This is a genomic window from Neiella marina (genome assembly GCF_002165625.1).
GTDB classification, from domain to species: domain Bacteria; phylum Pseudomonadota; class Gammaproteobacteria; order Enterobacterales; family Neiellaceae; genus Neiella; species Neiella marina.
The window spans coordinates 53,883-80,467 of the sequence record NZ_NGNS01000004.1 but is presented as its reverse complement, the minus strand read 5'-3'; the positions used below and the strand labels follow the sequence as shown (position 1 = coordinate 80,467).

30 protein-coding genes are annotated in these 26,585 nt (G+C 48.7%); 18 read left to right on the top strand and 12 right to left on the bottom strand.

The genetic code is table 11. From position 1 onward, the window contains the following. Positions 1-18: 18 nt before the first annotated feature. Both ispA and xseB read right to left on the bottom strand, forming a co-directional pair. On the bottom strand, positions 19-918 hold the full coding sequence (gene ispA / locus CBE68_RS05105) for a (2E,6E)-farnesyl diphosphate synthase (RefSeq protein WP_229744649.1): 900 nt from the start codon (positions 916-918) through the stop codon (positions 19-21). Next, entirely contained in the window at positions 915-1,157 is a 243-nt protein-coding gene (xseB, locus tag CBE68_RS05100) for an exodeoxyribonuclease VII small subunit (protein WP_087504988.1), read from the bottom strand. The genes ispA and xseB overlap by 4 nt, the downstream gene beginning before the upstream one ends. Positions 1,158-1,352: 195 nt before the next feature. Here xseB and pomA point away from each other — a divergent pair, with 195 nt between their 5' ends. The 3 genes from pomA (at position 1,353) to thiI (ending at position 4,650) form a co-directional block, all read left to right on the top strand. Then, on the top strand, positions 1,353-2,117 hold the full coding sequence (gene pomA, locus CBE68_RS05095; protein ID WP_087504987.1) for a flagellar motor protein PomA: 765 nt from the start codon (positions 1,353-1,355) through the stop codon (positions 2,115-2,117). A gap of 4 nt (positions 2,118-2,121) precedes the next feature. After that, positions 2,122-3,048, top strand: coding sequence for a flagellar motor protein MotB (locus CBE68_RS05090; protein ID WP_087504986.1), 927 nt, complete (start codon positions 2,122-2,124; stop codon positions 3,046-3,048). Positions 3,049-3,195: 147 nt separating this feature from the next. Beyond that, positions 3,196-4,650 carry a tRNA uracil 4-sulfurtransferase ThiI gene (thiI, locus tag CBE68_RS05085; protein ID WP_087504985.1) on the top strand — a complete coding sequence of 485 codons (1,455 nt, stop codon included), beginning with the start codon at positions 3,196-3,198 and terminating at the stop codon, positions 4,648-4,650. A gap of 67 nt (positions 4,651-4,717) precedes the next feature. On the opposite strand, the gene CBE68_RS05080 is transcribed toward thiI, so the two are convergent. The 5 genes from CBE68_RS05080 to CBE68_RS05060 form a co-directional block, all read right to left on the bottom strand. Further along, a complete protein-coding gene (locus CBE68_RS05080; protein WP_371870478.1) occupies positions 4,718-4,882 on the bottom strand; it encodes a DUF3012 domain-containing protein in 165 nt (54 codons plus the stop codon). A gap of 70 nt (positions 4,883-4,952) precedes the next feature. Beyond that, a complete protein-coding gene (locus tag CBE68_RS05075; RefSeq protein WP_087504984.1) occupies positions 4,953-5,555 on the bottom strand; it encodes a DJ-1 family glyoxalase III in 603 nt (200 codons plus the stop codon). Between the two features lie 6 nt (positions 5,556-5,561). Beyond that, on the bottom strand, positions 5,562-6,449 hold the full coding sequence (locus tag CBE68_RS05070) for a ketopantoate reductase family protein (RefSeq protein WP_087504983.1): 888 nt from the start codon (positions 6,447-6,449) through the stop codon (positions 5,562-5,564). Further along, on the bottom strand, positions 6,446-6,820 hold the full coding sequence (locus CBE68_RS05065) for a VanZ family protein (protein WP_229744648.1): 375 nt from the start codon (positions 6,818-6,820) through the stop codon (positions 6,446-6,448). The genes CBE68_RS05070 and CBE68_RS05065 overlap by 4 nt, the downstream gene beginning before the upstream one ends. A 69-nt stretch (positions 6,821-6,889) precedes the next feature. Continuing rightward, the gene (locus tag CBE68_RS05060; protein WP_229744647.1) at positions 6,890-7,429 is read right to left on the bottom strand and encodes a 3'-5' exonuclease family protein; all 540 of its coding nucleotides are present in this window, start codon (positions 7,427-7,429) and stop codon (positions 6,890-6,892) included. A 304-nt stretch (positions 7,430-7,733) separates the two neighbouring features. Between CBE68_RS05060 and CBE68_RS05055 the strand changes: the two genes are divergently transcribed. After that, positions 7,734-9,029 (top strand): AmpG family muropeptide MFS transporter, encoded by a 1,296-nt coding sequence (locus CBE68_RS05055; protein WP_087504982.1) that lies wholly within the window; start codon positions 7,734-7,736, stop codon positions 9,027-9,029. Here CBE68_RS05055 and CBE68_RS05050 read toward each other — a convergent pair. The 5 genes from CBE68_RS05050 to CBE68_RS05030 form a co-directional block, all read right to left on the bottom strand. Beyond that, a complete protein-coding gene (locus tag CBE68_RS05050; protein ID WP_158100497.1) occupies positions 9,026-9,328 on the bottom strand; it encodes a hypothetical protein in 303 nt (100 codons plus the stop codon). The genes CBE68_RS05055 and CBE68_RS05050 overlap by 4 nt on opposite strands. A 72-nt stretch (positions 9,329-9,400) precedes the next feature. Continuing rightward, entirely contained in the window at positions 9,401-10,033 is a 633-nt protein-coding gene (locus CBE68_RS05045) for a peptidylprolyl isomerase (protein ID WP_229744646.1), read from the bottom strand. Beyond that, the gene (locus CBE68_RS05040; RefSeq protein WP_087504979.1) at positions 10,026-11,165 is read right to left on the bottom strand and encodes a methyltransferase; all 1,140 of its coding nucleotides are present in this window, start codon (positions 11,163-11,165) and stop codon (positions 10,026-10,028) included. Before CBE68_RS05040 ends, CBE68_RS05045 begins: the two co-directional genes overlap by 8 nt. Before the next feature lie 66 nt (positions 11,166-11,231). Beyond that, positions 11,232-12,701: an ATP-binding protein gene (locus CBE68_RS05035; RefSeq protein ID WP_087504978.1), complete on the bottom strand. Its 1,470-nt coding sequence runs from the start codon at positions 12,699-12,701 to the stop codon at positions 11,232-11,234. Continuing rightward, positions 12,694-13,419, bottom strand: a complete 726-nt coding sequence (locus CBE68_RS05030; protein ID WP_087504977.1) for a response regulator — start codon at positions 13,417-13,419, stop codon at positions 12,694-12,696. Before CBE68_RS05030 ends, CBE68_RS05035 begins: the two co-directional genes overlap by 8 nt. 215 nt (positions 13,420-13,634) lie before the next feature. On the opposite strand from CBE68_RS05030, the gene CBE68_RS05025 reads away from it, so the two are divergent. The 14 genes from CBE68_RS05025 to CBE68_RS04960 all read left to right on the top strand — a co-directional run bounded on the left by CBE68_RS05025 (position 13,635) and on the right by CBE68_RS04960 (position 26,562). Further along, complete coding sequence (locus CBE68_RS05025) at positions 13,635-14,246, top strand: alpha-ketoglutarate-dependent dioxygenase AlkB family protein (RefSeq protein ID WP_158100496.1); 612 nt, start codon at positions 13,635-13,637, stop codon at positions 14,244-14,246. Positions 14,247-14,293: 47 nt separating this feature from the next. Then, on the top strand, positions 14,294-14,602 hold the full coding sequence (locus CBE68_RS05020) for a BolA family protein (protein WP_087504975.1): 309 nt from the start codon (positions 14,294-14,296) through the stop codon (positions 14,600-14,602). 224 nt (positions 14,603-14,826) lie between these two features. Then, a complete protein-coding gene (locus CBE68_RS05015; protein ID WP_087504974.1) occupies positions 14,827-15,336 on the top strand; it encodes a TRAP transporter small permease subunit in 510 nt (169 codons plus the stop codon). Next, positions 15,336-16,706: a TRAP transporter large permease gene (locus CBE68_RS05010; protein ID WP_229744659.1), complete on the top strand. Its 1,371-nt coding sequence runs from the start codon at positions 15,336-15,338 to the stop codon at positions 16,704-16,706. The genes CBE68_RS05015 and CBE68_RS05010 overlap by 1 nt, the downstream gene beginning before the upstream one ends. Positions 16,707-16,715: 9 nt before the next feature. After that, positions 16,716-17,804 carry a TRAP transporter substrate-binding protein gene (locus CBE68_RS05005; protein ID WP_087504972.1) on the top strand — a complete coding sequence of 363 codons (1,089 nt, stop codon included), beginning with the start codon at positions 16,716-16,718 and terminating at the stop codon, positions 17,802-17,804. Between the two features lie 420 nt (positions 17,805-18,224). Beyond that, complete coding sequence (locus CBE68_RS05000; protein ID WP_087504971.1) at positions 18,225-19,562, top strand: Na(+)-translocating NADH-quinone reductase subunit A; 1,338 nt, start codon at positions 18,225-18,227, stop codon at positions 19,560-19,562. Beyond that, positions 19,562-20,770 (top strand): NADH:ubiquinone reductase (Na(+)-transporting) subunit B, encoded by a 1,209-nt coding sequence (locus CBE68_RS04995; RefSeq protein ID WP_087504970.1) that lies wholly within the window; start codon positions 19,562-19,564, stop codon positions 20,768-20,770. The genes CBE68_RS05000 and CBE68_RS04995 overlap by 1 nt, the downstream gene beginning before the upstream one ends. Then, positions 20,763-21,554: a Na(+)-translocating NADH-quinone reductase subunit C gene (locus CBE68_RS04990; RefSeq protein WP_087504969.1), complete on the top strand. Its 792-nt coding sequence runs from the start codon at positions 20,763-20,765 to the stop codon at positions 21,552-21,554. Before CBE68_RS04995 ends, CBE68_RS04990 begins: the two co-directional genes overlap by 8 nt. After that, positions 21,547-22,179 (top strand): NADH:ubiquinone reductase (Na(+)-transporting) subunit D, encoded by a 633-nt coding sequence (locus CBE68_RS04985; protein ID WP_087504968.1) that lies wholly within the window; start codon positions 21,547-21,549, stop codon positions 22,177-22,179. The genes CBE68_RS04990 and CBE68_RS04985 overlap by 8 nt, the downstream gene beginning before the upstream one ends. Continuing rightward, a complete protein-coding gene (gene nqrE, locus CBE68_RS04980; protein WP_087504967.1) occupies positions 22,179-22,790 on the top strand; it encodes an NADH:ubiquinone reductase (Na(+)-transporting) subunit E in 612 nt (203 codons plus the stop codon). Before CBE68_RS04985 ends, nqrE begins: the two co-directional genes overlap by 1 nt. Before the next feature lie 29 nt (positions 22,791-22,819). Then, entirely contained in the window at positions 22,820-24,046 is a 1,227-nt protein-coding gene (gene nqrF / locus CBE68_RS04975; protein WP_087504966.1) for an NADH:ubiquinone reductase (Na(+)-transporting) subunit F, read from the top strand. 9 nt (positions 24,047-24,055) lie between these two features. Further along, positions 24,056-25,084 (top strand): FAD:protein FMN transferase, encoded by a 1,029-nt coding sequence (locus CBE68_RS04970; protein WP_087504965.1) that lies wholly within the window; start codon positions 24,056-24,058, stop codon positions 25,082-25,084. Positions 25,085-25,138: 54 nt separating this feature from the next. Next, positions 25,139-25,363 carry a (Na+)-NQR maturation NqrM gene (gene nqrM, locus CBE68_RS04965; protein ID WP_087504964.1) on the top strand — a complete coding sequence of 75 codons (225 nt, stop codon included), beginning with the start codon at positions 25,139-25,141 and terminating at the stop codon, positions 25,361-25,363. Positions 25,364-25,524: 161 nt separating this feature from the next. After that, entirely contained in the window at positions 25,525-26,562 is a 1,038-nt protein-coding gene (locus CBE68_RS04960) for an acyltransferase family protein (protein WP_229744645.1), read from the top strand. The last annotated feature ends 23 nt before the right edge of the window (positions 26,563-26,585 follow it).

The following is a 26,585-nucleotide window of genomic DNA, read 5'->3' as shown; positions in this document are numbered from 1 at the left end:
GTAATAATTGGTTTGCTGTTAATGATCGCGAGACACGATGTAACGAGCAAATGCTTCAAGTTGTGCACTATTGTATGGCAAAGTTTGCAAGGCGTGTAGCGCCGATTGTAACAAGCTGTCAGCTTTTTGGCGCGCGCCAGATAATCCGAGCAATGCAGGATAGGTTGATTTGTTGGCTGCTTGGTCGGAGCCTTGCGGTTTGCCTAAGGTTTCAGTATCTGAAGTGACATCGAGAATATCGTCTTGCACCTGAAACGCTAAGCCGATATCGCGGGCAAAGGTCAGTAAGCAGTCGGTCTCCTGCTCTGGCAATTCGGCGACAATGGCAGCCATTTCCACCGCACAACGCAGTAAGGCACCGGTCTTGGCGGCATGAATTTGTTCTAACCGTTGCAATGCGACGTGCTGGTCGGTCGCGGCCAGATCCATGCCTTGACCACCGCACATGCCTTGATAACCACTGGCGCGCGATAAGCTTCGGATCAGTTGTATCTGAATATTGGCGTGCAAATCCGAGTCAGCGTTGCTCAATAATTCAAATGCCATTGTTTGCAGAGCATCACCTGCGAGTATTGCTGTTGCTTCATCATAGGCGACATGACAGGTTGGCTGACCACGTCGCAGCTCATCATCATCCATCGCTGGTAGGTCGTCATGGATCAACGAGTAGGCATGAATACACTCGATGGCAGCCGCTGCTGCATCCACTTTGGCCAATGGTACTTTCAACATGTGAGCGGTGGCATAAACTAGAAAAGGGCGGGCTCGTTTGCCTCCGAGCAGTAAGCCGTGACCCATCGCCGCTTTTAGCGCTGTGCCTTGTTCGGGCAACTGGTCAATCGCCTTACTAAGGTATTGATTAATGCGTTGCTGATATTGAATCTGGATTGCTGCCAGTTCGGAAGCGTCTGCGATCACGAATTTTGCTCTTCGAATGGACTGAGCGCCGCTTGATCATCTTGGCTGAGCAGAATTTTGACTTGCTGTTCTGCTTGGTCCAGTTTGTCGCGAGTCGTTCGAGCAAGGGCGATACCGCGTTCGAATCGCTTCAATGCTTGCTCCAAGGGGATATCTCCCGACTCAAGCTCGACCACCACCTGCTCTAATTCAGACATCGCTTCGTCAAAGCTTAGGTTTTCTGGTTTTTTCACAGCCATTAGTTGCTCCTTCACAATATCGCGCAAAGGTATCGCAGCAGTGTCGTCGGATCAATCTGAATGCACAATATTGTGCCAAAATTAGGGCCATAACTTGCGTAGTTGGGACTATGCATTTATAACCGTAATCTGCCACAATGAGAGCAGGAACCAACTGAATGCAAACAAAAATAACGTCGGTAAAGGAGTAGTTAGGTGGATTTAGCAACACTTATAGGTCTTATCGGTGCATTCGCATTCGTCATCATGGCCATGGTGTCAGGCGGCAGTATCGGCATGTTCCTCGATGTCCCGTCGGTTCTTATCGTGCTCTGTGGTTCCTTATTCGTGGTGTTAATGAAGTTCAATATGGGCCAATTCCTTGGTGCGGCTAAAATTGCCGGCAAGGCATTCATGTTCAAGATTGACAAGCCTGATGACCTGATTGAAAAAGCTGTGGAAATGGCAGATGCCGCTCGCAAAGGCGGTTTTTTGGCGTTGGAAGAAGCAGAAATCGACAACAACTTCATGCAAAAAGGTGTCGATCTTTTAGTCGATGGCCACGATGCCGATGTCGTCCGCGGCGCTTTGTCGAAAGACATCAAGCTAACCAATGACCGCCATGAAATGGGCATTTCGATATTTTCCAAGCTTGGTGATGTGGCGCCAGCGATGGGGATGATCGGTACATTGATTGGTTTGGTTGCCATGCTGTCAAACATGGATGACCCCAAAGCAATTGGTCCAGCAATGGCCGTTGCTCTTTTGACCACACTATACGGTGCTATGTTAGCTAACATGGTTGCCATTCCGATTGCCGACAAACTCGCTCTACGTAAAGAAGAAGAAATGCTTAACCGCCGTTTGATCATGGATGCCATCCTCGGCATTCAAGATGGTCAGAACCCTCGAGTGCTCGATGGCATGTTGAAAAACTATTTAGCCGAAGGCAAGCGCACGATCGACACCACCGAGGAGTAGGGCGATGGAAGAAGAAGAATGCAAATGCCCCGCCGGGATCCCCGCCTGGATGGCAACATTTGCCGACTTGATGTCGTTGCTGATGTGCTTCTTCGTACTATTGCTCGCTTTTTCGGAAATGGATGTCCTCAAGTTTAAGCAGATTGCCGGCTCCATGAAGTATGCCTTCGGTGTTCAAAACCAGATTGAAGTGAAAGATATTCCCAAGGGTACCAGCGTGATTGCCCAAGAATTTCGTCCGGGCCGGCCTGATCCGACACCGATCGACCAGATTACTCAACACACCATGGATATCACCAAACCGTCGCTTGAATTTCAGGAAGGTCGCGATACCACTGCCGGAGGTCAAAGTCAGGCGGATGCACAACAAAAATCCAATCCTTCGTATGAAGTAACGGATGCTGAAAGCGACTCGGTGGCGCAAGAGCAGCAACAGGAAATGCAAAAAGAAACTGCTGAAACCGCCAAACGGATGGCTGCTCAGTTAGAAGATGAAATTGTTGATGGCGCGATTGAGATTGAAGCGCTCGGCCAGCAAATTATCATTCGGATTCGAGAGCGCGGTGCGTTCCCATCCGGCTCGGCGTTTTTGCAGCCTAAATTTAAACCCATCGTTCGTGAAGTGGCATCACTGCTGAAAGATATTCCCGGTGAAGTAACGATTTCTGGCCACACCGACGATGCCAAAATCAGTTCTGAGCTCTATCGCTCGAATTGGGATTTGTCGAGCCAGCGAGCAGTTGCTGTGGCTCATGAAATGTCGGCAGTGAATGGTTTTGATGAGGCGCGCATGGTGGTTATGGGGCGTGCAGCTTCGATGCCTCTGGTACCCAATGATTCCGATGAAAATCGCCGCAAGAATCGCCGCGTAGAGATTTCCATCATGCAGGGTAAAGCTAAGAACTCTCGCGAGATTCAGGTAACTCAGTAGCAGCTTTTACCAATCAGGCTGATCGAGATGACAATCTATGATCAGCCTGTCAAATGCGACATTCTGTCCAACACTACCCGTCAACCCTTCTAAGATGTATACTGCCGCGCCTATTTTATCGCCAGTTTGTTGAGAGCCCTGTTTGCTATGAAGTTTGTGATCAAGCTGTTCCCCGAAATTGTTGTCAAGAGTAAGTCGGTTCGTAAGCGTTTTATCAAGTTGCTTGAGGGCAATTTGCGCAACGTGTTGAAACGTGTCGATGACAGCGTTCGCGTTAAGCAAACCTGGGATAAGATTGATGTCAATTGCGCTGATGATTTGGCGCCAGAGACGGTTGAGCGCTTGATTGAAGTGATGTGCAAAACCCCAGGTATTGATGCGGTTCAGCAGGTTGAACGTTACCAATATCAATCCATTGATGACATATATCAACGTGCATTGGTGGTATATGGCCCGCTTTTGACCGATAAAACCTTTTGCGTGCGGGTCAAGCGTACCGGTAAGCACGACTTCTCGTCACTAGATGTGGAACGTTATGTCGGCGGAGGGTTAAATCAAAACTCCGACGCCAAAGGTGTTCAGCTGAAAAATCCTGATATCGAAATTCGTCTCGAAATCGCTGGCGACACTGTGTCAATGATTACCCGTCAACTCAAAGGCCTAGGGGGCTTTCCGATCGCCACCCAAGAAAGCGTGCTTAGCTTGATTTCCGGTGGTTTTGATTCGGCGGTGTCATCCTTCCAGTTCATCAAACGTGGCTGTCGCGTACATTACTGCTTTTTCAACTTAGGCGGCGATGCCCATGAAGCAGGGGTACGCGAAATGGTTCACTTGTTATGGAGCCAGTATGGTGCCTCTCATCGGGTGAAGTTTATTGCGGTGCCATTTGACGAGGTTGTCGGTGATATTCTCGAGAATGTCGACAATGGCCATATGGGCGTGATACTCAAGCGGATGATGATGCGAGCAGCGGCTCAACTTGCTGATAAGGTTGGCATCAAAGCATTGGTTACTGGTGAAGCAGTGGGCCAGGTTTCCAGTCAAACCATTACCAACCTATCGGTGATTGATGAGGTTACTGATCATGTCATTCTTCGGCCGCTGATTGTCTCCGATAAGCAAGACATTATCGATCAAGCCAGAGCTATTGGTACTCAAGAGCTGTCTGCCAGCATGCCGGAATATTGTGGTGTGATCTCCAATAGCCCAACGATTAAAGCTGATTTAAATCGCGTTCGAGAGGAAGAGAGTAAGCTCAATATGGGGCTGTTGAATGAAGCAGTCTACCGAGCAAAAGCTGAAGATATTCGTGACATTATGAGCAAGCCTAAGCCGCAGCAGGATGTCGATATTGTCGCCACATTGCCGCTTCATGCCCATGTCATTGATGTTCGCTCTGATGAAGAAGTTGAGCGTGATCCGTTGGAACTGAGCAATGCATTTGTCGAGCATATCCCATTTTTCAAACTCGCCACTGCGTTTGAAAACTTAGACGCCAATGTTGACTATTACTTGTACTGCGATCGCGGTGTCATGAGCCGACTGCAAGCTATCCACCTGACTGAAGCAGGGCATAGTAACGCCAAAGTCTATCGCCCATAAGTGTCACCTGACAGCAAAAAGGCGAATCAGAAGATTCGCCTTTTTAAATTGCCGATGACCAGTGTTATTAGAATACACAGTGTTTGGTGTAATCTGCCGTCTCATTGGCTGTCCAATCGCCTTTGGGCTTTTCTTTCATATCCTCGCACCAAGCCTCGCTGCCGACCTTTGGTGCGCAAGCGGCAAGTAGCAAACAGGTTGCTAAAACGCTCAATAATTTCTTCATTACCATTCCTAGCTGTGGTTATTATTTGCCATGACTAAAACACGAAAGAAACTGTGAGTCTACCCTAGCATTGAATTCATTGTTCGCTTTCTAGTTCCTCGTCGTCGAGCTGTTCGAGCAACATGCATAATGGCCCTTCCACCTCATCAGCTGCGTTTTCTCCCAGCAACACGTCGATAAGCGTTAGGGCAAAACGCATGGCAGTACCAGGGGCCTGACTGGTGATGATCTGATTGTGCTCATCGACCACCACTGCCTCTTCTGCCATGCAAAGTTCCGGCTCAAGCTGAGGCTGAAAACTCGGGTAGCAGGTGACATAAGCATCGCCCAACAAGTCATGATGTTGCAACACGACAGCGGGTGCAGCACAAATGGCTGCAATCCATAGTTCGCGATCTCGTTGTTGCCGCAAACGTGTGATTAATTCGGGGCAATCTCTCAGTGCTTCCGAACCCGGAATACCGCCGGGTAGCACTATCATTGCGTAGTCATGATCAACTACGTCAACGAGCAGTGCGTCCGCAGTCATTTTGATACCCCGAGCTAGAGTGAGCTGCAGCGAGTCGGTCACACTAGCGATAACGACATCTAAACCAGCTCGGCGGAGTACATCTGCAATGATCACCACTTCCATATCTTCACTGCCATTGGCGACAGGTAGTAATACCTTTTGAGTCATGATTCGTTAACCTTGTTGTTTGTCAGTGAGTTGAGCGACCAGTGCTCGATGTGCAGCAATTGGCAGGCCATGGTGCTCGGCTCGTTTAATTAGATAGCCATTAATGTAGTCGATTTCAGTCGGTCGCCCAGCGGATACATCTTGCAGCATCGACGAGCGGTTGGAGGCTGTTGCTTCGGCGACTAACAGCACTTGTCGATACAGCTGTTGGGGTTGCGCATCAATTCCACAAGCATTGGCGATATCACAGGCTTCGGCACATAACTCGATGATCTCTGATTGATAGTCATCGCCGCATAGGTAGCCATTAGTAACTTGATCGCGAGCGGTCAACGGATTGATAACAGAATTTATCAGCAGCTTATGCCACAGAGGCTGCAATACATTGGGGTGCCAATGACAATCACCAATGCTTTGCTGAAACAAAGCTAAGATTTTATCACTAGCTCTTTGCGGGCCTTGAAACAGGCCTAAATCTGTGGCGCCCAAGCCGGTATGTTTGACCTCTTGGGGAGACAGCCGCAACGCCCCTTGACGAGTGCTGGCTAGGGTTAATGAGGTTTCGTCGTTGAGCCGTTTTGCTATCGATTCATGGGGCCCTAAGCCATTGTGCAGAAGGACCAAATGTGTCGTTGGCAGAAGCAACTTCTGATTGATTAGCTCGGCGACAGCAGTTTCTACTTGATAGGCTTTGGTGCAAACAATCACCACCGACGGCTGCTGTACTTGATGGCAATGCCACACCAGTTGCGAACCGTCTATTCGTTGCAACCTATATTCAGTGGGCGCAACTGGCCCTTGTGAACCGTAGCAACTGACTTGATGGCCTGCTGCAGCGAACATACCACCGTATAGCTGGCCCACGGCTCCGGCCCCGCAAATTAGAATTTTCATGATGCGTTGCGTGGTTGGCTAAATTGCCATAACAAAGGGCGCACTAACAAAACTAGCGCAACACCTGCGCCATTGGCCAACATATCGCCCCAACTGCCAGAACGGTAGCCGGTTTGTTGCTGTACTAGCTCAATGATGCCACTGTACAAAATGAGACCGGCAGCACCCCAGGGCAAGAATCTGTCGGGGTAGGCGCGCTCCAACAACAAGCCAAGCGCAAGGTATGCAAGTAGATGCAGTATTTTGTCACCGTGATCCATGTTCAATGGCGGCTGTTCCAAAGGCATCAAACAGGTCCAGCTAACGGCAATGATTGCGACAATGAACAAGCTCTGAAACAAGCGGCGGTTATTGAGTAGTGAAGGCAGCATAAGTTGGCCGAATAATGGATTTGACGGCTAGTTTAACGAAAAGTTGGCTGTTGGTCTGCTGGCGTTAGGTTACTTCGAATTGGCTTGCATGATTGCCAACGCGTGCTGAATGACTTTGGCGTCGGTGCTCGCCCTATGACGCTTGAGGTTGAGTTCTTCTGCCGCTTGCTGGTAACTCTGGTGATAGTGCTCACTTTGCGGCTCTGTCATCAGATTTCGAATCGTTTCCAGTTTAAAGCTTGGCCAACAATTCGCCGCATCGTATAGCCTCATCAGCCATGATTGGTCTTGCCCCCATGCATCTGTATAGACTGTGCATCCGCGTAGAAACTCATTGAGCTCCAGTGCCACCTCGCGGACATCTCTGCCATTATCGTGCAGCAACTGTCGACTGATTCCATGCGTTTTTTCAGCTTCAGTGGTCCAGTGCGTCCAATCACTCTCAGGCTTAATCAAATAGCAGCGACATTCGCCATTGCTGCGGCAAACGCCAATTTCAACAGGATAACTGCCGCGGCCAAAGCCGGAGGCTTCAATATCAATGACGTCGACATACTCGACATGCGATTGCACGGCGGTGGTTTGTTCGATTGTTTCTGCAAATTCCATCTTACTGCTGTCCAGAGCTGGTCAATTGTTTCATTTGGTGGCCGGATTTCGCTTTACGTTATGCCGGCGATTGTGCCGCCAGAGCTATCAAAGGATTGAATCCAGATCAGACAAATAGGTGATAATTCTAATAACTGCAATGTTTTAGTCAGGAATATGACATTGGATCACTGTATTGCTAACGATAGCTTGAGGTGTTCCAAACATTCTCTCACCGCAAGTCAGCCAATTTGCCTGAACCACTTGCAAATTTCAGACAAACCAAAGATGCTTCGGTTCAGGCCCCGACAACATATTTTTACTCATGAGCCCAGACTGGCTAACTCGCATTCAACAAAGTCAATTTGTCAACGCATTACTGAACCGACGCACGGTTATATGTATCTTCACAGGCTTCGCATCAGGCTTGCCGTTGTTTATTTTGGTTAACTTGGTGCCAGCTTGGTTACGAGACCTCAATGTCAGCTTAGAAGAAATTGGTTTGTTGTCATTGGTAATGATGCCCTTTGCATGGAAGTTTTTGTGGGCACCATTGGTTGACCGTATCGAATTGCCATTGCTAGGGCTTCGGCGCGGCTGGATGCTGGTTACACAAATTGCTTTGTTGATTAGTGTGGCTTGTCTACCGATATTCGATGTTCATGAACAGATCTGGGGTATCGCTGCCCTAGCTACGGCAGTGGCATTTTTCAGTGCCACACAAGATATTGTGCTTGACGCTTATCGTCGCGAGATATTGCCTGATGAAGAATTAGGGTGGGGCAATTCTGTTCACGTTAATGCCTACCGAATCGCAGCATTGGTGCCTGGTTCGCTGGCTTTAGTGTTAGCCGATCATATGGATTGGTTGCACGTCTTCATCATTACCGCAGCCTTCATGCTGGTCGGTATTGTCTTGACCCTGTCAATTCGAGAGCCGCAAAAAAGCTATCACCCCCATAGTTTTACCGCGGCCGTTGTCGAACCATTTCAAGAATTCATTAATCGCAAAGGGCTACAACAAGCGTTGGCTGTTCTGGCTTTTATCTTTCTCTATAAATTGGGAGACAACCTCGCCACGGCCCTGTCGACGCCGTTCTATCTTGATATGGGCTTTAGCAAGACAGAAATTGGATTGATTTCGAAAAGTGCCGCGATACCCGCGATGATTGTCGGTAGCCTGATGGGCGGAATTATTATGATCCGAACCGGTATTAATCGTTCTCTATGGTTGTTTGGTGTGGTTCAACTGGTGTCGATTCTCGGCTTTGCTCTGTTGGCGCATGTCGGCAATGATCCATCGCTACTAGCCGCGGTGATCGCCTTTGAATATTTCGGTGTGGGGCTGGGTACGGCTGCTCTAGTGGCTTACATGGCGAAAATGACCGACGTTCGCTATACCGCTACTCAGCTGGCGTTATTCACCGCCATAGCGGCATTGCCACGCAGTGCTGCGAATGCATCAACTGGCTTTATTGTCGAAGCCATCGGGTGGGAACATTTCTTTTATTTCTGCACCGTGTGCGCTATTCCAGGCATGCTGATGTTAATTTGGGTGGCGCCATGGGGAAGCAAAGATTCGACCCTAGAGCATGGTTCGCCAGAGGTTGTTGAGGACTAGGGCCTGACGCCCAAGCATTGATGTAACATTGGCCCTTGTTGCTTGAGAAAGCGGCAACCGTCTTCGAGCTGCTTACGCAAAAAGACGTTGCCTCGCAGTGTGCTCTCTGGCCAACGCTCCAGCAAGTGGAACAGGTGCCACATGACTTTTTCTTTTTCGCAGATGTAATGGCTATCAATGTGCAATTGATGCCATTCTTCGAGGGTATCCCAGATAAATATTTGCAATTCGTCAAATGGCAACGACCCAGCCAGCATACCTTCCACATAGAAGCTGGTAGCAGTTGATTTGTCGCTCACGAACTGACGGACGCGACTTGAGCTGGCTGAGTATTTCGTTTGCATATCTTCGAGTATAGAAGAATTTCTTCGTTATGCGTCAGGCGGAAGTAAAGTTGCTTTTCTTAATATGACGGTGTTCACAGGAACGTCTTGCAGCGACAGGTCAGCGTTAAACTCAGTCGGTACCTCTGACATCTTATCGATCACATCTTCACCTTCAACAATGCGGCCGAAAACTGTGTAGCCCCAACTGCGAGGGCCAGGATCTAAGCTCTTATTGTCATCGACATTAAAATAGAACTGGCGACCAGCACTGTGAGGATGAGACTGTCGAGCCATGGCGATGGAATACTGGTCGTTCAACAAGCCATTACCTGCTTCGTTAGTAATGGAGCCAAAGGTATCATCCAATGAATTGTATTTTTCATCCATACCGCCGCCTTGGACTACAAAACCCTCGATGATGCGATGAAAAGCGGTATTGTCATAGGCTCCAGTTACCACGTACTTAAGAAAATTATCAACAGTAACTGGCGCTTTGGGCCGATCCAGTTCGACCATAATCACGCCCATATTGGTTTCCATTTTCACCACTGGAAACAAATTATCGGGTTGCAGTAGTTTGGCATCGACGTCTGCATCTTTGGCTTGGGCCGTGGTCGATAACAAAAACAAGCAGCATACGGCGGCTAGGCGAAAATATTTGGTCGCGAGACTAATCACGTTTTTCAGACTCCAAAATGACGAATTTGGCATTTGCAGCAATGCGACTGACACCGCCAAAAATGCGTTTTAACTTGATGTGGTAACCCAAATGTCGGTTGCCAACTATGCGTAATTTACCGCCACTGCGCAATGCCTTGTGAGCTTGACTGAACATTTGCCAAGCAATTTCATCGGTAATCGCTTGCTGCTGATGAAAGGGTGGGTTGCAGATCACAAAGTCAATGCTGTTATCGGCAAAACCGGTCAGGCTGTGTTGGCACAAAAAGTTGAACTTCATCTGCTCGATGTTGGCAAAGTTTGCTTCGGCGTTGGCCTTTGCTGACGCGATCGCCATGTGAGATTCGTCGACCAAAATGTATTCATGCTCAGGGGACCGTTTGGCCATCGCCAACGCCAGCACACCGTTACCACAACCCAGATCAACGATACGGCTGGGATTTGCCAACTGAGGTAAATGTTTGAGTAAAAAGTCGGCCCCGATATCAAGACTAGCTCGAGAGAATACGTTGGCGTGATTGCTGATAGTCAGATCATGACTATCGATTTGCCATTCAGCTGGGGCAGGCTCAGCAATGGTGATATCCGCCACTTTGGCATGCATTATCCGAGCTTTGCGTTTAGCAAGTTCGGGCACCACATTGCCGAAAGCTTGTTTCAACAGTTTGATCGCTTTTGCCGGAAGATCTTTCAGTCGAGCACCAATTATCACAGGCGTATCGACTGGCAGTCGGCTGATGCGAGCCAATTGGTGTTTCAGCAATGTGAGGTTTTTGGGCACTTTGATGATGACTTGTTCCGGCGTCGCCGGCCATGGCTGCAAACAATCGAGCAGGGAAATGCGGCTGCCATCCAACTGGTTATGCTTGAGGTTATTAAGCAATGCTTGTTGGGCGAGAAAGGAGTCCGAAATGTGCTGGATGTGCGCTGCGCTTTGTTGGTTGAAAAAGCAGCTAAGGGCGCCAAAACTGTCGTTTAGGATCCACACGTTTTGCCAGCTGTTGGGGTTACGGTGCCACCATTCCATGATGAGTTCATCGGCTGCATCAAAGGGTAGTAAGGTTTCTCGTTTGTCCAAAGGAAAACGGGCAAGCTCCAGTGTCGGAGTTGCTAGATTCAAAGGGCTGTACATCTATACGGCTATAACTGTAGGAATTGGCATCTATTCTAGGAGCGCTCTTTGGTTTCGCAAGCCCGATTAGTTGTTTTCTTTGAAGGCTTGTTGGCGCGGCAGTAGAACTCGTACCACTAGGCCGCCATGGGGGTGATTGTTTAGGGCAATTTGGCCACCATGAGCGTGGACAATGTTACGGACGATACCCAAGCCCAAGCCGCTACCGCCCTCGCGATTGGCGGATGCATCCAACCTCACATAGGGCTCAAAGACTCGCTCTCTGTCGAGGGTCGGAACGCCAGGGCCTTGGTCATGAAAGTAAAGATAAAGATTGTCTTCACGATCACGAACAATGACATGAACGCTGTCACCATACTTGATGGCATTGTCTGTTAAGTTGGATAGTACCCGCTTGAGAGCCAATGGCTTACCAACAAAAGGTGCTTTGGTTTGGCCGCTGATTTTTACTCGCCATGCATCGTTCGCTAAATCGAGCTTGATGGTTTGTAGCAGGTGGTCAACATCCACTGGCTCTGGGTTTTCATGGATATCGCTGTCTTTGACCGACTGCAAGGCGCCTTTAACCATCAAATCTAATTCGTCTAAATTGGCAATGAATCGCTCGCGATGTTCATCATCTTCCAACAATTCGGCCCGCAGCCGCATTCGAGTAATGGGCGTTTTCAGATCATGGGAGATGGCAGAGAACAGATCTTCTCGATCTTTAATGAAGCGCTGCAATCGGCTTTGCATGGCGTTAAAAGCACGTGCTGCCATGGTCACTTCAGTGCTACCCGATTCTGAAATTGGCGGGCTATCGATGTCACGACCCAATAAGTCGGCGGCTTGCGCTAACTGGTTCAATGGTTGAATTAGACGTCGGGTTGTGATCATCACAATCACCACCAAGACGATAGTCGTCAACAACATGAAGCCCCACTGGGGTACTGCAAATTGCAATGGTTCAAGCTGAATGTAGGGTTCGGGCATTAGCGTAGCGAGCAGCAACCACTGCTGGTCGGGCATCGGTACTTGGACGGTTATAATGGGGGCATTTTCAATTGGCAGCAACAGGCTGCGCTTCGCCCAAGCAAACGCTTGTGCCGACATATGAATACTGCTGTCTTGGGTTTGCAGTTGCTGATTACTGTTGATACTGATTTGAGCAGGGCGACCTGGGTGCAGTGCTTCGATGAAATACTGCGCCAAAGTTTGCTTGACTATGGCTCGCTGGGGCGTTTCAGTGGCAGCAGGAATGGCCTCATAGTGATCCCCGAGCATAAGGAAAAAGCGACTGTTACCTGTGTTGGTGAGAGCATTCAATACTCGCTCCCGTTCGCTCGGTGGCATATTGGCAAAATTGTTGATCGTGATGGCAATTTGCTCAGCCATCCACTGACTGGCTGCTGTCAGACCTTCATTTTCTTGCCGTTGTTGCTGGGCATACCACAGCGTACTGATGAGCAACTGTGAACAGATCACGGCGAACAACACCAATAGCACCACTCGGGCCGGCAGCGACTTGGGAGACCAGCGTTGAAGCTGCTTAATCATGGCTTTGCTGGATCTCTGCTGTAAATACGTAACCTTGGCCGCGCACCGTTTTAATTAGTTTTGGGTGCTTACCATTATCCTGTAGTCGTTGTCTCAAGCGGCTGACTTGAACATCTAAACTGCGATCGAGGGGGGACGCTTCGCGGCCCCGAATAGCATCGGAAATTGCGTCGCGATCCAATACTTGATTGACGTTGTCGATGAACAATTTCAACAAGCTGTAGTCGGCTCCAGACAATTCTTGGAGGCCGAATTCAGGGTGTTCAATCGTTCGATTGAGGGTGTCAAAGCGCCATTCGCTGAATTCTATGAAGCGAACGGGCTTTAAGTCCACCGAACTCAATTGCACACGGCGCAGCAATGCTTTGATCCGAGCTTGCAACTGACGGGGATTAAACGGCTTGGCGATGTAGTCGTCGGCGCCAATTTCTAAGCCAATTACTTGGTCCATATCATCGGAACTTGCAGTCAACATGATCACTGGCACGTCTGATTGTTGGCGCAATTTCTGACACAGAGTAAAGCCATCATCGCCGGGCAAATTAATATCCAAAATGATTAAATCGACATCGTTTTGGTTAAAGCATTGAAACATTTCAATGCCATCTTCAGCGCCGCTTATTTGATAACCAGCACGACACAAGATCGCCGTCAGCAGATCGCGAATTTCAGCGTCATCATCGACTACCAAAATATGGCCTTTGTGGGGTTCCGTCACTTAGTTCATTCCATCGGTCAGGGGCTAAACGGGTCTATCTTACCGCAACTCATACCGCCACCAATAGTGACCAGTGTAACCTGCGGTTTCGCTCACAGCGTTTGGTTGTTCCATGAGCCCATCGTAAACAAACGGCGTACCAGTCAGTATTGCAATATCGCCGATGGGCTATTTAATAAAAATGATTCACCCAAGCTACTATGCCAACAATTGATATGCCAACGAATGCTGAAAGGTTTCAATTTCACCACCTAGTTACGGGGTGGCAAGCTTTTGGTAACAGCCGTTTTGGCTGGTGGCCAGATTTTGCTATTGGCGGCAGCGAAAATCTTTGGCAGCAGCTGTTGGCACAAGTGACATTGCAAACTGGAACGGTACAAGTGTTTGGTAAACGCCACTCCATTCCCCGCTTGCAGGCGTGGTATGGGCCAAAACCATACCGTTACAGTGGCGAAACGCTACCAGCTCAAGCATTACCACCGCTGTTGGATTCGCTGATGCAGCAGTGTATGGAACGGGCACAAGCTCGTTTTGATTCAGTATTGGTAAACTATTATCGAGATGGTCGTGATCACATGGGATGGCACAGTGACGACGAGCCTGAACTAGGAGCCAATCCAGTCATCGCATCATTGTCGCTCGGAGCCGCGAGAGACTTTGATTTACGCCAGCGTCAATCGAAACAACGTATTCGAGTGTCGCTGACAGACGGCAGCTTGTTGGTTATGGCTGGGCGTTGTCAGCATGAATGGCAACATGCACTGCCAAAAAGATTGCGCATTAGTGAACCGCGGCTTAATCTCACGTTCCGAAATCTTGCTGGATAATCTCAATCGAGCTTGTCCCCCTATTTGCCTTCATGGAGGATTCACTTATGTCGATGCAACAACGGATCACAGCAGCTCTGCACCAGCAATTCAACCCAAGCCACCTGACTGTGGAAAACGAAAGCCATCAGCACAATGTGCCCGCCAACAGCGAGACACATTTTAAAGTCGTTGTCGTTACTGAAGAATTTGCCGGAATGCGTCTATTGCAACGTCATCGCGCTATCAATGGGTTACTGGCAAAAGAGTTCGAGGCGGGCTTGCATGCATTGGCCATGCACACATACACCCCCGAAGAATGGGCGGCAAAACAACAGGCGCCGCTTAGCCCTAAGTGCCAAGGTGGTGGCAAGTAAGAAACTGCATAGATAGTCACATAATATAGATTCCTACACCATAAATCCGCTTTCTCGATTGACTGCTTCTTCTTAGCGTTGAGAGGGTCAATGTCTAAATGGATTGGTATTACCTTTGAATGAAAATGCAGAATTTGTGTTGTTTTAGGGTATCATCGCGAATAATTAACATTTTCATAACCAAACATTAGGTTTGGCTGGGTAGTGGAGAAGTGGTGACGGCAATGGACGCTCTGCGGGCAGTGTTGGATCGTGGCATTGAAGCCTTGGCTAAAAAATTGGCGTGGGCCAGTGTGCTGTTGATGTTGCTAATGGTTGTCGTTGTCGTTCTGCGATACGGCTTCAATATCGGTTGGATCGCACTGCAAGATAGTACTCTTTTTGTTCATGCGGTTATTTTTATGGGTGGCGCAGCATACACCCTACAACGCGATAAACATGTCCGAGTCGATGTGTTTTATCGTCACTTTCAAGCCACAACTCAAGCTTGGGTTAACCTGTTTGGTGCACTCTTTCTGATTCTACCCGTGATCGGTTTTATTGCTGTCAGCAGTGAGCCTTTTATCGTCATGTCATGGCAAATGCAGGAGTCTTCACCTGAAGCCGGTGGCATGCCGGGTTTCTTTGTCTTGAAAAGCTATCTTTGGTTGCTGTGCGGGTTAATGGCACTGCAGACCATCGCTGAAATCATCAAATCAATCCAACAAATTCGTAGCGCAGGAGTTCAAGTATGATTGAACTTTGGCCTATTGCGCTATTTCTTTGCGTTATCGCAGTGTTGATGACCGGGTTACCTGTTGCCTTTGTGTTGGCTGGCGTCGCGTTGATTTTTGCGACATTGGGGTCATGGTTTGGTGTCATGGATATGAGCTTTGTCATGCTACTTCCCAATCGATTGTATGGCATCATGGTTAACCCCACTTTGATGGCTGTGCCATTGTTCGTTTTGATGGGAGTATTGCTGGAAAAATCTCGCCTTGCCGAGTCATTGCTTGATGCTCTCGCTTCGGTGTTTGGTCGTTTTCGGGCCGGCATGGCCATTTCAGTGGTGCTGGTAGGGATGCTGTTGGCGGCCAGCACTGGAATAGTCGGCGCAACTGTGGTGACGCTGGGAGTGCTGGCGCTGCCGAGTATGCGGAAGCAGCACTATGATATGAAATTGGCCACTGGTACCATCGCAGCCACCGGCACTTTGGGCCAGATCATCCCCCCTTCTATTGCTTTGGTATTGCTCGGCGATGTGTTGTCTTCGACCTATCAGCAAGTGCAACTCGATCTCGGAAATTTCTCTCCAAAGACAGTGTCCGTTGGTGATTTGTTTGCTGGCGCTATCGTTCCTGGGTTACTGCTCGTTATTGCTTATCTTGGTTACATCCTGATTCGGGGCAAAGGCCAGGCAGAGGCTTCCTCGAATTCGGAGTTAGTGACCACCAAGCGGATGTCTGTTGCTGATATCACATTTGCACTGGCGCCTCCTCTGGCGCTGATGGTTGTGGTGTTAGGGTCCATTTTGTCTGGTTTAGCTACGCCAACAGAAGCAGCTGGTGTGGGGGCTTTTGGGGCCGCTTTGTTGGCCATATGGCGCGGCAGTATGACGCTATCGAAATGGCAAGCATGCGCGATGGAAACCTTGTTGGTGACCAGCATGGTGTTTCTGATCTTATTTGGCGCTTCGTTGTTTTCCGCCGTGTTTTATGGCTTGGGCGGGGAAGAAATGGTCAAAAATACACTCGGACAATTACCGGGTGGCGTGATTGGCGCCACGTTGTTGGTCATGGTTCTGATCTTCCTGTTGGGCTTTATTCTTGATTTTATTGAAATCACATTTGTAGTGGTGCCCATTGTTGCTCCGGTTTTATTGATGATGGGATTAGATCCTATCTGGCTCGGCATCATGATTGCGGTGAACCTGCAAACCTCATTTTTAACTCCGCCGTTTGGCTTTGCACTGTTTTACTTACGTGGCGTGGTGCCAGATTCGGTTGCGACATCTGATATTTATAAAGGCGTGACGCCATTTATCATCATTCAATTACTATTGTTGGTTGCCATGGCTGTTTGGCCCTCGTTGGCGACCTGGCTGCCATCTCAGATCTACGGTTAAGGAAACAACATGAGAATTGCCATTTTTGCTGCAGTGTTGTCGCTGCTTGTTAGTGCCTGCGGCGCAGACAACGCCAGTTCAGTGGCTGGACCTGCGACACAGCAAACCTTTAAATGGAAGCTAGTGACGTCCTGGCCAAAGAACTTCCCCGGACTAGGAACTTCTCCGGAACGCTTTGCAGAGCAAGTCAACGCCATGAGTGGTGGGCGATTGCAAATAAAAGTCTATGGCGCCAACCAGCTAGTGCCAGCAATGCAAGTATTTGATTCGGTATCTAGTGGTACCGTTGAGATGGGCCACAGCGGAGCGTACTACTGGAAAGGCAAAGCGCCCGCCGCGCAATTTTTCTGCGCGGTTCCTTTTGGTATGACGGCTCAAGAAATGAGTAGTTGGCTGCACTACGGTGGGGGCATGGAGTTGTGGCGAGAAGTGTATGCACCGTTTAATCTGGAGCCACTTGCCGGTGGCAGTACCGGTGTCCAAATGGGCGGCTGGTTCAATACCGAAATCAATACAATTGATGATCTTAAAGGCCTGAAGATGCGACTACCAGGCCTTGGTGGAGAAGTACTCAGCCGTTTGGGTGGTGTCCCAGTGTCGTTGCCCGGTGGTGAGATTTTTACCTCGCTGCAAACTGGAGCGATTGATGCCACCGAGTGGGTGGGGCCATACAATGATTTAGCCTTTGGCTTGCATGAAGTGGCTAAATATTATTACTACCCAGGTTGGCATGAACCAGGTTCGACCATGGAATTCATCGTTAACAACGATGCCATGGCGGCATTGCCTACCGACCTGCAGGCGATTGTGCGCAATGCAGCGAAAGCGGCTGCGCAAGAAATGATTGATGAATACACTTATCGAAATATTGCCGCACTTGAACAAATACAAGCAATGGATACGGTCACCATTAAACGGTTTCCAACGCCAGTGCTAAATGCGCTTCGACAAGCCAGCGAGCAATTATTAGCCGAGCAGGCCGCAGCGGATCCGCAGATGCAAAAGGTCTATCAATCGTTTAAGGACTTTAAGCAGGGGGTTGCGCAATACCATGACTTGACCGAGCGCGCTTATTTGAATTTGCGGGATGGTAAATAGCGTCTTCTGTTTATACATTTCATCGAAAAAGGCGCTTTTAGCGCCTTTTTTGTTGCCTAGCTCTTAAAAATAGAAGTTCGTAACAAATTCAGGCAGCAACAAGCTACTATCAAATAGTTTCTCTCCAGAACCAGCTGTTCTGCTGGTTAATTATTAATCATTTTGGTTTGTCTGCCGATTAAACTTACTATTTAATGGTTTGTAGTCATGGTATCGATCGTGCGATTAATGCTAGAATGCCGCGCCGGAAAGTGCGCCCAAATTTTTCGAACCTTGTTGTTTGACAGATAGATTTCCGCTGGTCCCTCAAGCTCGTAGCCAGAATGAGCTAAGATCTCAAGGGGGCAGAATTTCGTTCACATAAGCAGATGGACGAATTCGGTTTAAAACAAATTTATAACTAACCAAGTACTTACGAATATGATCACAATAAAGAAAGGACTGGATATCCCCATTTCAGGGGCTCCCGCTCAGGCGATCCAAGAAGGTCCCGCGATCACTCGAGTAGCGATACTCGGCGAAGAGTACCATGGTATGCGTCCGACCATGCGCGTGCGTGTGGGGGACCGTGTCAAGAAAGCTCAAGTCCTGTTTGAGGACAAAAAATCGCCAGGTGTTGTTTACACCGCGCCCGCTGCTGGGACCGTGGTAGAAGTGAATCGTGGAGCTAAGCGAGTGCTGCAATCTGTTGTCATCGAAATTGATGGTAACGATTCAGAACCATTGACTGCATATGATTCAGCTCAACTTGACCAACTGACCGAGCAACAAGCTCGTGAACAACTCGTCGCTTCTGGGTTGTGGACTGCATTGCGCACCCGCCCATTCAGCCGAGTGCCTGCTGTGGATGCTTCCGCTGCGGCTATTTTCGTCAACGCCATGGATACTAATCCAATGGCGGTCGATCCGGCCATCGTCATCAGTGAACGCACAGATGACTTCAAAAACGGCTTGAAGGTGCTGGCAGCTTTAGCGCAGGGTCCGATTTACCTCTGTAAAGCCTCAGGCGCAGATATTCCTGCGATTGATGCCGTTGAATCTCATGAGTTTGCTGGCCCCCATCCTGCTGGCCTGACAGGTACTCATATTCATCACTTGCGTGCAGCCAGCGCTAGCGTCTCGGTTTGGTCAATCAACTACCAAGATGTGATTGCATTTGGCAAGTCCTTTACCTCTGGCGAACTTGATGTGTCTCGCGTTGTTTCTGTTGGCGGCCCAGAAGTCAAGCAACCGATGATTGTTCGGACGCAAATCGGTGCTTCTACAGAAGAGCTGATCGCGGGCAATGTTAACGACAAACACATTCGAGTGATCTCTGGTTCAGTGCTGTCAGGTAGTAAAGCTTCTGGTGGCCATGCATACCTTGGTCGTTATCATCTACAAGTGTCCGTGCTGCTCGAAGGCACTGAGAAAGAATTCCTCGGCTGGATTGCTCCAGGCGGAGACAAGTTTTCAGTAACTCGCAGCTTCCTAGCGCACTTGTTGCCGAAGAAGTTGTTCGATATCACCACTAGCACCGGCGGCAGTGACCGAGCCATGGTTCCAATCGGTAACTATGAAAGGGTCATGCCACTCGATATTCTGCCAACCCTGTTGCTGCGGGATTTAATTGCCGGTGATTTAGAAAGCGCACAATCATTGGGCTGCCTTGAGCTTGATGAAGAAGACTTGGCTTTGTGTACTTTTGTCTGCCCTGGCAAATACGAATACGGGTCTATTTTGCGCAATTGCCTCACCACGATTGAGAGGGAAGGTTAATGAGCTTAAAAAGCCTTTTTGAAAACTCAGAACACCTTTTTGAGAAAGGTGGTAAGTATGAAAAGTGGTATGCCCTGTATGAAGCGGCTTTCACCATTTTTTATACCCCGGGTCTAGTGACCAAGAAGAATACTCACGTTCGCGACAACATCGATTTGAAGCGCATCATGATTACCGTATGGATGGCGGTTTTCCCTGCGATGTTCTTTGGCATGTTTAATGTCGGCGATCAAGCTGCAGCGGCATTGGCTGCTGGTTACTCGCTCCCTGATACTTGGCAGGTAGGCGTGTTCCAGATGTTCGGTGCTGAGCTGGGGGCTGAAGCTGGCGTGTTAACCAAAATGTGGTATGGCGCTTGTTTCTTCTTGCCGATTTACGCCACAGTGTTCGTCGTCGGCGGCTTCTGGGAAGTGCTGTTCGCCATGGTACGCGGCCATGAAGTGAATGAAGGCTTCTTCGTCACTTCTATTCTTTTCGCTCTTATCGTTCCTGCTAGCTTACCGTTGTGGCAAGCCGCTTTGGGTATTAGTTTTGGTGTTGTGGTCGCTAAAGAGTTCTTTGGTGGCACAGGCCGTAACTTCCTTAACCCAGCGTTGGCCGGACGAGCGTTCTTGTTCTTTGCCTATCCTGCGCAGATCTCTGGCGATTCAGTATGGACTGCAGTTGATGGCTTCTCTGGTGCGACCGCGCTTTCTCAATGGGCTGCAGGTGGCATCGATGAAGTAGCGGCATCTGGTTTGACTTGGACTCACGCGTTCCTCGGTCACATGCAAGGTTCTATTGGTGAAGTATCAACCCTAGCGATCCTACTCGGTGGTCTACTCATTATGTACACCGGCGTTGCCAGTTGGCGGATTGTTGGTGGCGTGATGGTTGGCGCCATTGTGACCAGTATGCTGTTTAACGCCATTGGTAGCGACAGCAACCCTATGTTTAGCATGCCTTGGCACTGGCACTTGGTACTGGGTGGATTCGCCTTCGGTATGATCTTTATGGCCACTGACCCTGTGTCGGCATCGTTTACTGATTCTGGGCGTTGGGCATATGGCATTCTGATTGGCGTCATGGTCATTCTGATTCGTGTCGTCAACCCAGCCTTCCCTGAAGGCATGATGCTGGCTATCTTGTTCGCGAACTTGTTTGCGCCATTGTTTGACCACTTTGTGGTTCAGTCCAATATCAAGCGGAGGCTGGCACGGAATGTCTAGCAATAACGATACTATTTCAAAGACGCTGACCGTTGTTATTGGCTTGTGCTTGGTGTGCTCGCTAATCGTGTCAGTGGCTGCAGTTGGTCTGAAACCAACGCAGCAATACAACAAAGCGTTGGATAAACAACGCAATATCCTTGAAGCTGCAGGTTTGCTTGATAAGGCTGCTGGCGACATCTCGGGTACCTTCGATAAATACATCGAGGCAAAAGTTGTCGACTTGGCGACGGGCACTTACGTCGATATGAGCTCGGAAGATGCGGCAGCTTATGACCAACGTAAAATGGCTAAGACCTCTGGCGAAAACATTGTGCTTTCTGCCGATCAAGACGTCGCCAGCATTAAGCGTATTGCGCAGAAGGCCAATGTCTACTTGGCAAAAGATGAAGCTGGTGAAGTAACCAGCATTATCTTACCTGTTCATGGTTACGGTTTGTGGTCAACCATGTACGCGTTTCTGGCAATCAAACCAGATACCAATACGGTGCAAGCATTGGTTTACTACGACCAGTTGGAAACGCCGGGTCTGGGTGGTGAAGTTGAAAATCCGTCCTGGAAGAATCTTTGGGTTGGTAAGAAGCTGTTTGATGATGATTGGAATTTAGCGATTCGCGTTGTCAAAGGCGGTGCTACTCCGGGTGATATCCACGGTGTCGATGGCTTAGCTGGTGCAACTTTGACCGCTAACGGCGTACAAAATACCTTTGACTTCTGGCTCAGCGATGATGCGTTTGGACCTTACTTAGCGAAGGTCCGTAGCGAGGGCGTGAACAATGGCTAATGCAAAAGAAATGAAGCAAGTGACGTTCGGCCCTGTGCTGGACAACAACCCCATTGCCCTGCAAATGCTCGGTATTTGTTCGGCTCTGGCGGTGACCTCAAAAATGGAAACTGCGTTTGTGATGTCGCTGGCATTAACCGCTGTGTGTGCGTTCTCAAACCTGTTCGTTTCTTTGATCCGTAACCACATTCCAAACAGCGTGCGAATTATCGTCCAGATGGCGATCATTGCTTCGCTGGTAATCGTGGTCGATCAAATTCTCAAAGCCTATGCCTATGACATTGCTAAGCAACTGTCGGTTTTCGTTGGTTTGATCATTACCAACTGTATTGTCATGGGCCGAGCCGAAGCTTATGCCATGAAGTCACCACCAATGATGAGCTTCTTGGATGGTATCGGTAATGGTTTGGGCTATTCAGCCTTGCTGTTGGTCGTTGGCTTCTTCCGCGAACTACTCGGTTCTGGCACCTTGTTTGGTGTTGAAATTCTACCGCTGATTACCAATGGCGGTTGGTATCAAGCAAACGGCTTGTTGTTATTACCTCCGAGCGCTTTCTTCATTATCGGTGGCATTATTTGGGCGATTCGCACTTACAAGCCAGAACAAGTGGAGGCTAAAGACTAATGGAACATTACATTAGCTTATTCGTCCGCTCTATTTTCGTTGAAAATATGGCGTTGGCGTTCTTCCTCGGGATGTGTACTTTCCTGGCGGTATCGAAGAAGGTCAAAACCTCCTTTGGCCTTGGTGTTGCGGTGATTGTGGTCCTGACAATTTCGGTGCCGGTAAATAACCTCATCTACAACAATGTACTTCGAGAAGGCGCATTGGTCTGGCTAGGCCTGCCTGCTTCCGTTGATTTGAGCTTCCTAGGCTTTATTACCTATATCGGGGTAATTGCCGCATTGGTTCAGATTCTGGAAATGACCCTTGATAAGTACTTCCCACCGCTTTACAACGCGCTGGGTATCTTCTTGCCATTGATTACAGTGAACTGTGCCATCTTTGGTGGCGTAAGCTTCATGGTAGAGCGCGACTACAACTTCGCTGAAAGTGTGGTCTACGGTTTTGGTAGCGGTGTTGGCTGGATGTTAGCCATTGTTGCCCTAGCTGGTTTGCGTGAGAAGATGAAGTATGCCGATGTGCCTGATGGCTTGCGCGGCTTGGGTATTACCTTTATCACAGTGGGCCTGATGGCCTTGGGCTTTATGTCTTTCTCCGGCGTTCAGCTGTAAGAAAGCATTAGCGAGAGGAATTTTTAACCATGCAAGAAATTGTACTCGGTGTCGTATTTTTCACCTTGATCGTACTTGCGCTGGTGCTGATCATCCTGTTTGCGAAGTCCAAACTCGTGAGCAGTGGTGAGATCACCATTGATATTAACGAAGATCCAGAAAAAGCCATTAAAACCCAAGCCGGTGACAAACTGCTGGGCGCGCTAGCTGGCTCTGGTATTTTTGTTTCTTCTGCCTGTGGTGGCGGTGGCTCTTGTGGTCAGTGCCGCGTTCACATCAAAGAAGGTGGCGGTGACATTCTGCCAACCGAACTTGATCACATCACCAAGCGAGAAGCCCGTGAAGGCTGTCGACTGGCTTGTCAGGTCGCTGTTAAAAGTGACATGAAAATTGAGCTGGAAGAAGAGATCTTCGGCGTCAAGCAATGGGAATGTGAAGTTATCTCTAACGATAACAAGGCGACTTTCATTAAAGAACTGAAGCTGAAGATCCCTGATGGAGAATCAGTGCCGTTCCGTGCCGGTGGTTACATCCAGATTGAAGCGCCAGAGCATCACGTAAAGTATTCGGACTACGACATCGAAGAAGAGTATCGTGGTGATTGGGAACGTTTTGGCTTGTTCAAACTGGAGTCGACCGTTAATGAGCCAATTATCCGTGCTTATTCAATGGCTAACTACCCAGAGGAAGAAGGCATTATCATGTTGAACGTGCGTATCGCTACGCCGCCGCCAAATGATATGACTTTACCTCCTGGCCAAATGTCGTCATTTATCTTTAACCTCAAAGCAGGCGACAAGGTGACGATCTCTGGTCCATTTGGTGAGTTCTTCGCGAAAGATACCAGCAATGAAATGGTCTTTATCGGCGGTGGTGCAGGTATGGCGCCAATGCGTTCGCATATCTTTGACCAATTGCGTCGTCTGAACTCTGACCGCAAGATCAGCTTCTGGTACGGTGCTCGTTCCAAGCGCGAGATGTTCTATGTTGAAGACTTTGACATGCTGCAGGATGAGAATGACAACTTCCAGTGGCATGTTGCCCTGTCTGATCCACAACCCGAGGACAACTGGGAAGGTTATACTGGCTTCATTCACAACGTTCTTTACGAGAACTACTTACGTGATCATGAAGCGCCTGAGGACTGCGAATACTACATGTGTGGTCCACCGGTGATGAATGCGGCAGTCATTAACATGCTCAAAGATTTGGGTGTGGAAGACGAGAACATTCTGTTGGACGACTTTGGTGGTTAATAGCTAGCAATGACAAAACCGCAAAAACTGTTATGGCTGGCCCTGATCGGGCTGGCCATTTTTCTTTTCTGGTGGCGATTGCCGGCGAGTCTCGAACAAGTTGAGATTCAAGGTCAAACCATGGGCACCTATTACGTGGTCAAGCTGGTGGTAGCTGACGCTGATGAGGTCGATGTTGACTCGTTGAAACAACAGATTGATGCGCGCCTGATTGATTTGAATCGCAGTATGTCAACTTATGATCCTGATTCTGAGTTGTCGCGCTTTAATCAGCAGAGCAGCACTGATGCCGTTGTGGTCTCCAACCAACTCGCCTATGTGCTTGACGAGGCGATACGCTTGGGTGAGCTATCAGATGGCGCTCTAGACGTTACTGTTGGACCGCTGGTTAACTTGTGGGGGTTTGGTCCTGAGGGGCGACCAGAGCAAGTCCCGACTGATGCGGATATTGCCCATGCTCGCGCTCGTGTTGGCTTAGACAAGATTGAATTGTCGGGGGCAGGTCTTCGTAAGTTTAACGATGATGTCTATGTTGACTTATCCGCAATTGCGAAAGGATACGGTGTCGATGAGGTGTCAGACTTAGTCTCTCGACTTGGTTTTGCCAATAGCATGGTGGATATCGGTGGTGAACTGCGTGTCAGGGGCCACAATCGTAATCAGCAGCCATGGCGCGTTGCTATCGAAAAACCGGTGACCTCAGAACGAGCGGTACAGCAGATTGTCGAAGTCACAGATCTTGGAATGGCAACATCTGGCGATTATCGCAATTACTTTGAGCAAGATGGTCAACGTTTCTCGCACACCATTGACCCGGTAACAGCAAAACCAATTGACCATAAATTGGTGTCGGTAACTGTTCTACACCCGTCGAGCATGACCGCTGATGGGATCGCCACAGCACTCATGGTAATGGGCGATCAAACCGGACTTGCTTGGGCTGAGAGCATTGAACTTCCAGTGTTTATGATCGTCAAAACAGACGATGGGTTTGCCGCCAAGTATACTAAGGCTATGGCGAAGCATTTGGCTGAGTAGCACTAGTTTATATTTTGATTTTATCAGCGAAGCGGAGTTGCCGTAGGAGTTATTATGCTGACATTTGTAATCACATTTGCTGTTTTGCTGCTCATCGTTGCCGCGATGTCGATAGGCTATCTAGTGCAACGCAAAACGATTAGCGGTAGCTGTGGCGGTATCGCATCACTTGGCTTGGACAAGGTGTGTGACTGCCCTGAGCCTTGTGAAAAGCGCAAAGCGCGCGAGGAAAAAGCGGCTAAGCGTGAAAAGCTGATTCAGGAAAACCGCATTATTTAAATTCAGTGGCCAGAGCAAAGGCTCTGGCCGTCTGTTGGCTCTTTGCTGGCTCGTTTCTATCAATGTTGAGACTTATTCACCATTCCTCTCCTCATGGCTTGCACAGAAGCCGCTAAGTCTCCTAGACTGAAAAACTCTTTAGTTAGGCCAAGGATTTGACCGTGTTTCTCCATTCTTTCAATTATTTCCGTGGCATTGCCATTATCTTTGTGGTTTTGGCCCACAGTTACATTCCCGCTGGCTGGCAGCCAGGAGAATCAGTATTTGATCGGTTCCAGTTCAGCCTAATGATGAATGGCACAGTGTTCTTTGTGTTTATTTCGGGCTTTCTTTTTCATCATGTCTTTGTTCCCCGATATCAGTACAAAAAATTTATGATCAAGAAGGCCAAGTTCGTCTTGCTGCCTTATCTTTGCCTATCGATTCTGCCTATCCTGTTTTGGTTGTTCTGGACTCCAATTACGGCGCCTCATGAATCTTTGTATAGCGGTCATCCAGATTGGCAGACAGCGATTTGGTACTTTCTAACTGGCCGGCAGTTAACAGCATATTGGTATATTCCCATGGTTATGGTGCTGTTCCTGATATCACCGTTGGTAGTATGGCTGACCAAGAAAAACATGCTGCTTTGGGTTGGCCTACCGTTATTGGTGGTTGCCAGCTTTATCCACCGACCGGTTGGTAATTTGCAAGCGATGCAATCGTTGGTTTATTTCTTTCCGGTATTTTTGATCGGCGGTTGGGCATCGGCTCACAAGGATTGGCTTTATGAGAAACTCGCCAACAAAGAGATTTGGTTGCTACTCATCGCCGTGGCTTTGGCTTTTATTCAGGCTAGTTTTACTGATCAAGTTGGCAATTCTCACAAACCGGCTTTTCAGTGGGGGGGCGTAGATTACAGCCTTTACCAGAAAGTTTTGCTGTGCTTTGCATTGATGATTTTCTTGCACCGATTTGAAGATAAAGAGTGGCACTGGCTCAATACTCTAGCCAATGTTAGTTTCGCAATTTACTTTATACATCCGTGGTTTACGACCTGGTGGCGACTCTATCATCCGACTCCAGAGAGCTGGCCTTCCAGTGGCAATTTACTCTACACCTTGGGTGTTTGCGCCTTACTTATTGTCTTGAGTATTGCCGTTGCCAAGGTCTTTAAAGCCATTTTCAAGACGCGCAGCCGCTACCTCATTGGCTGGTAAAAAATGAACTAACTGCCATCATT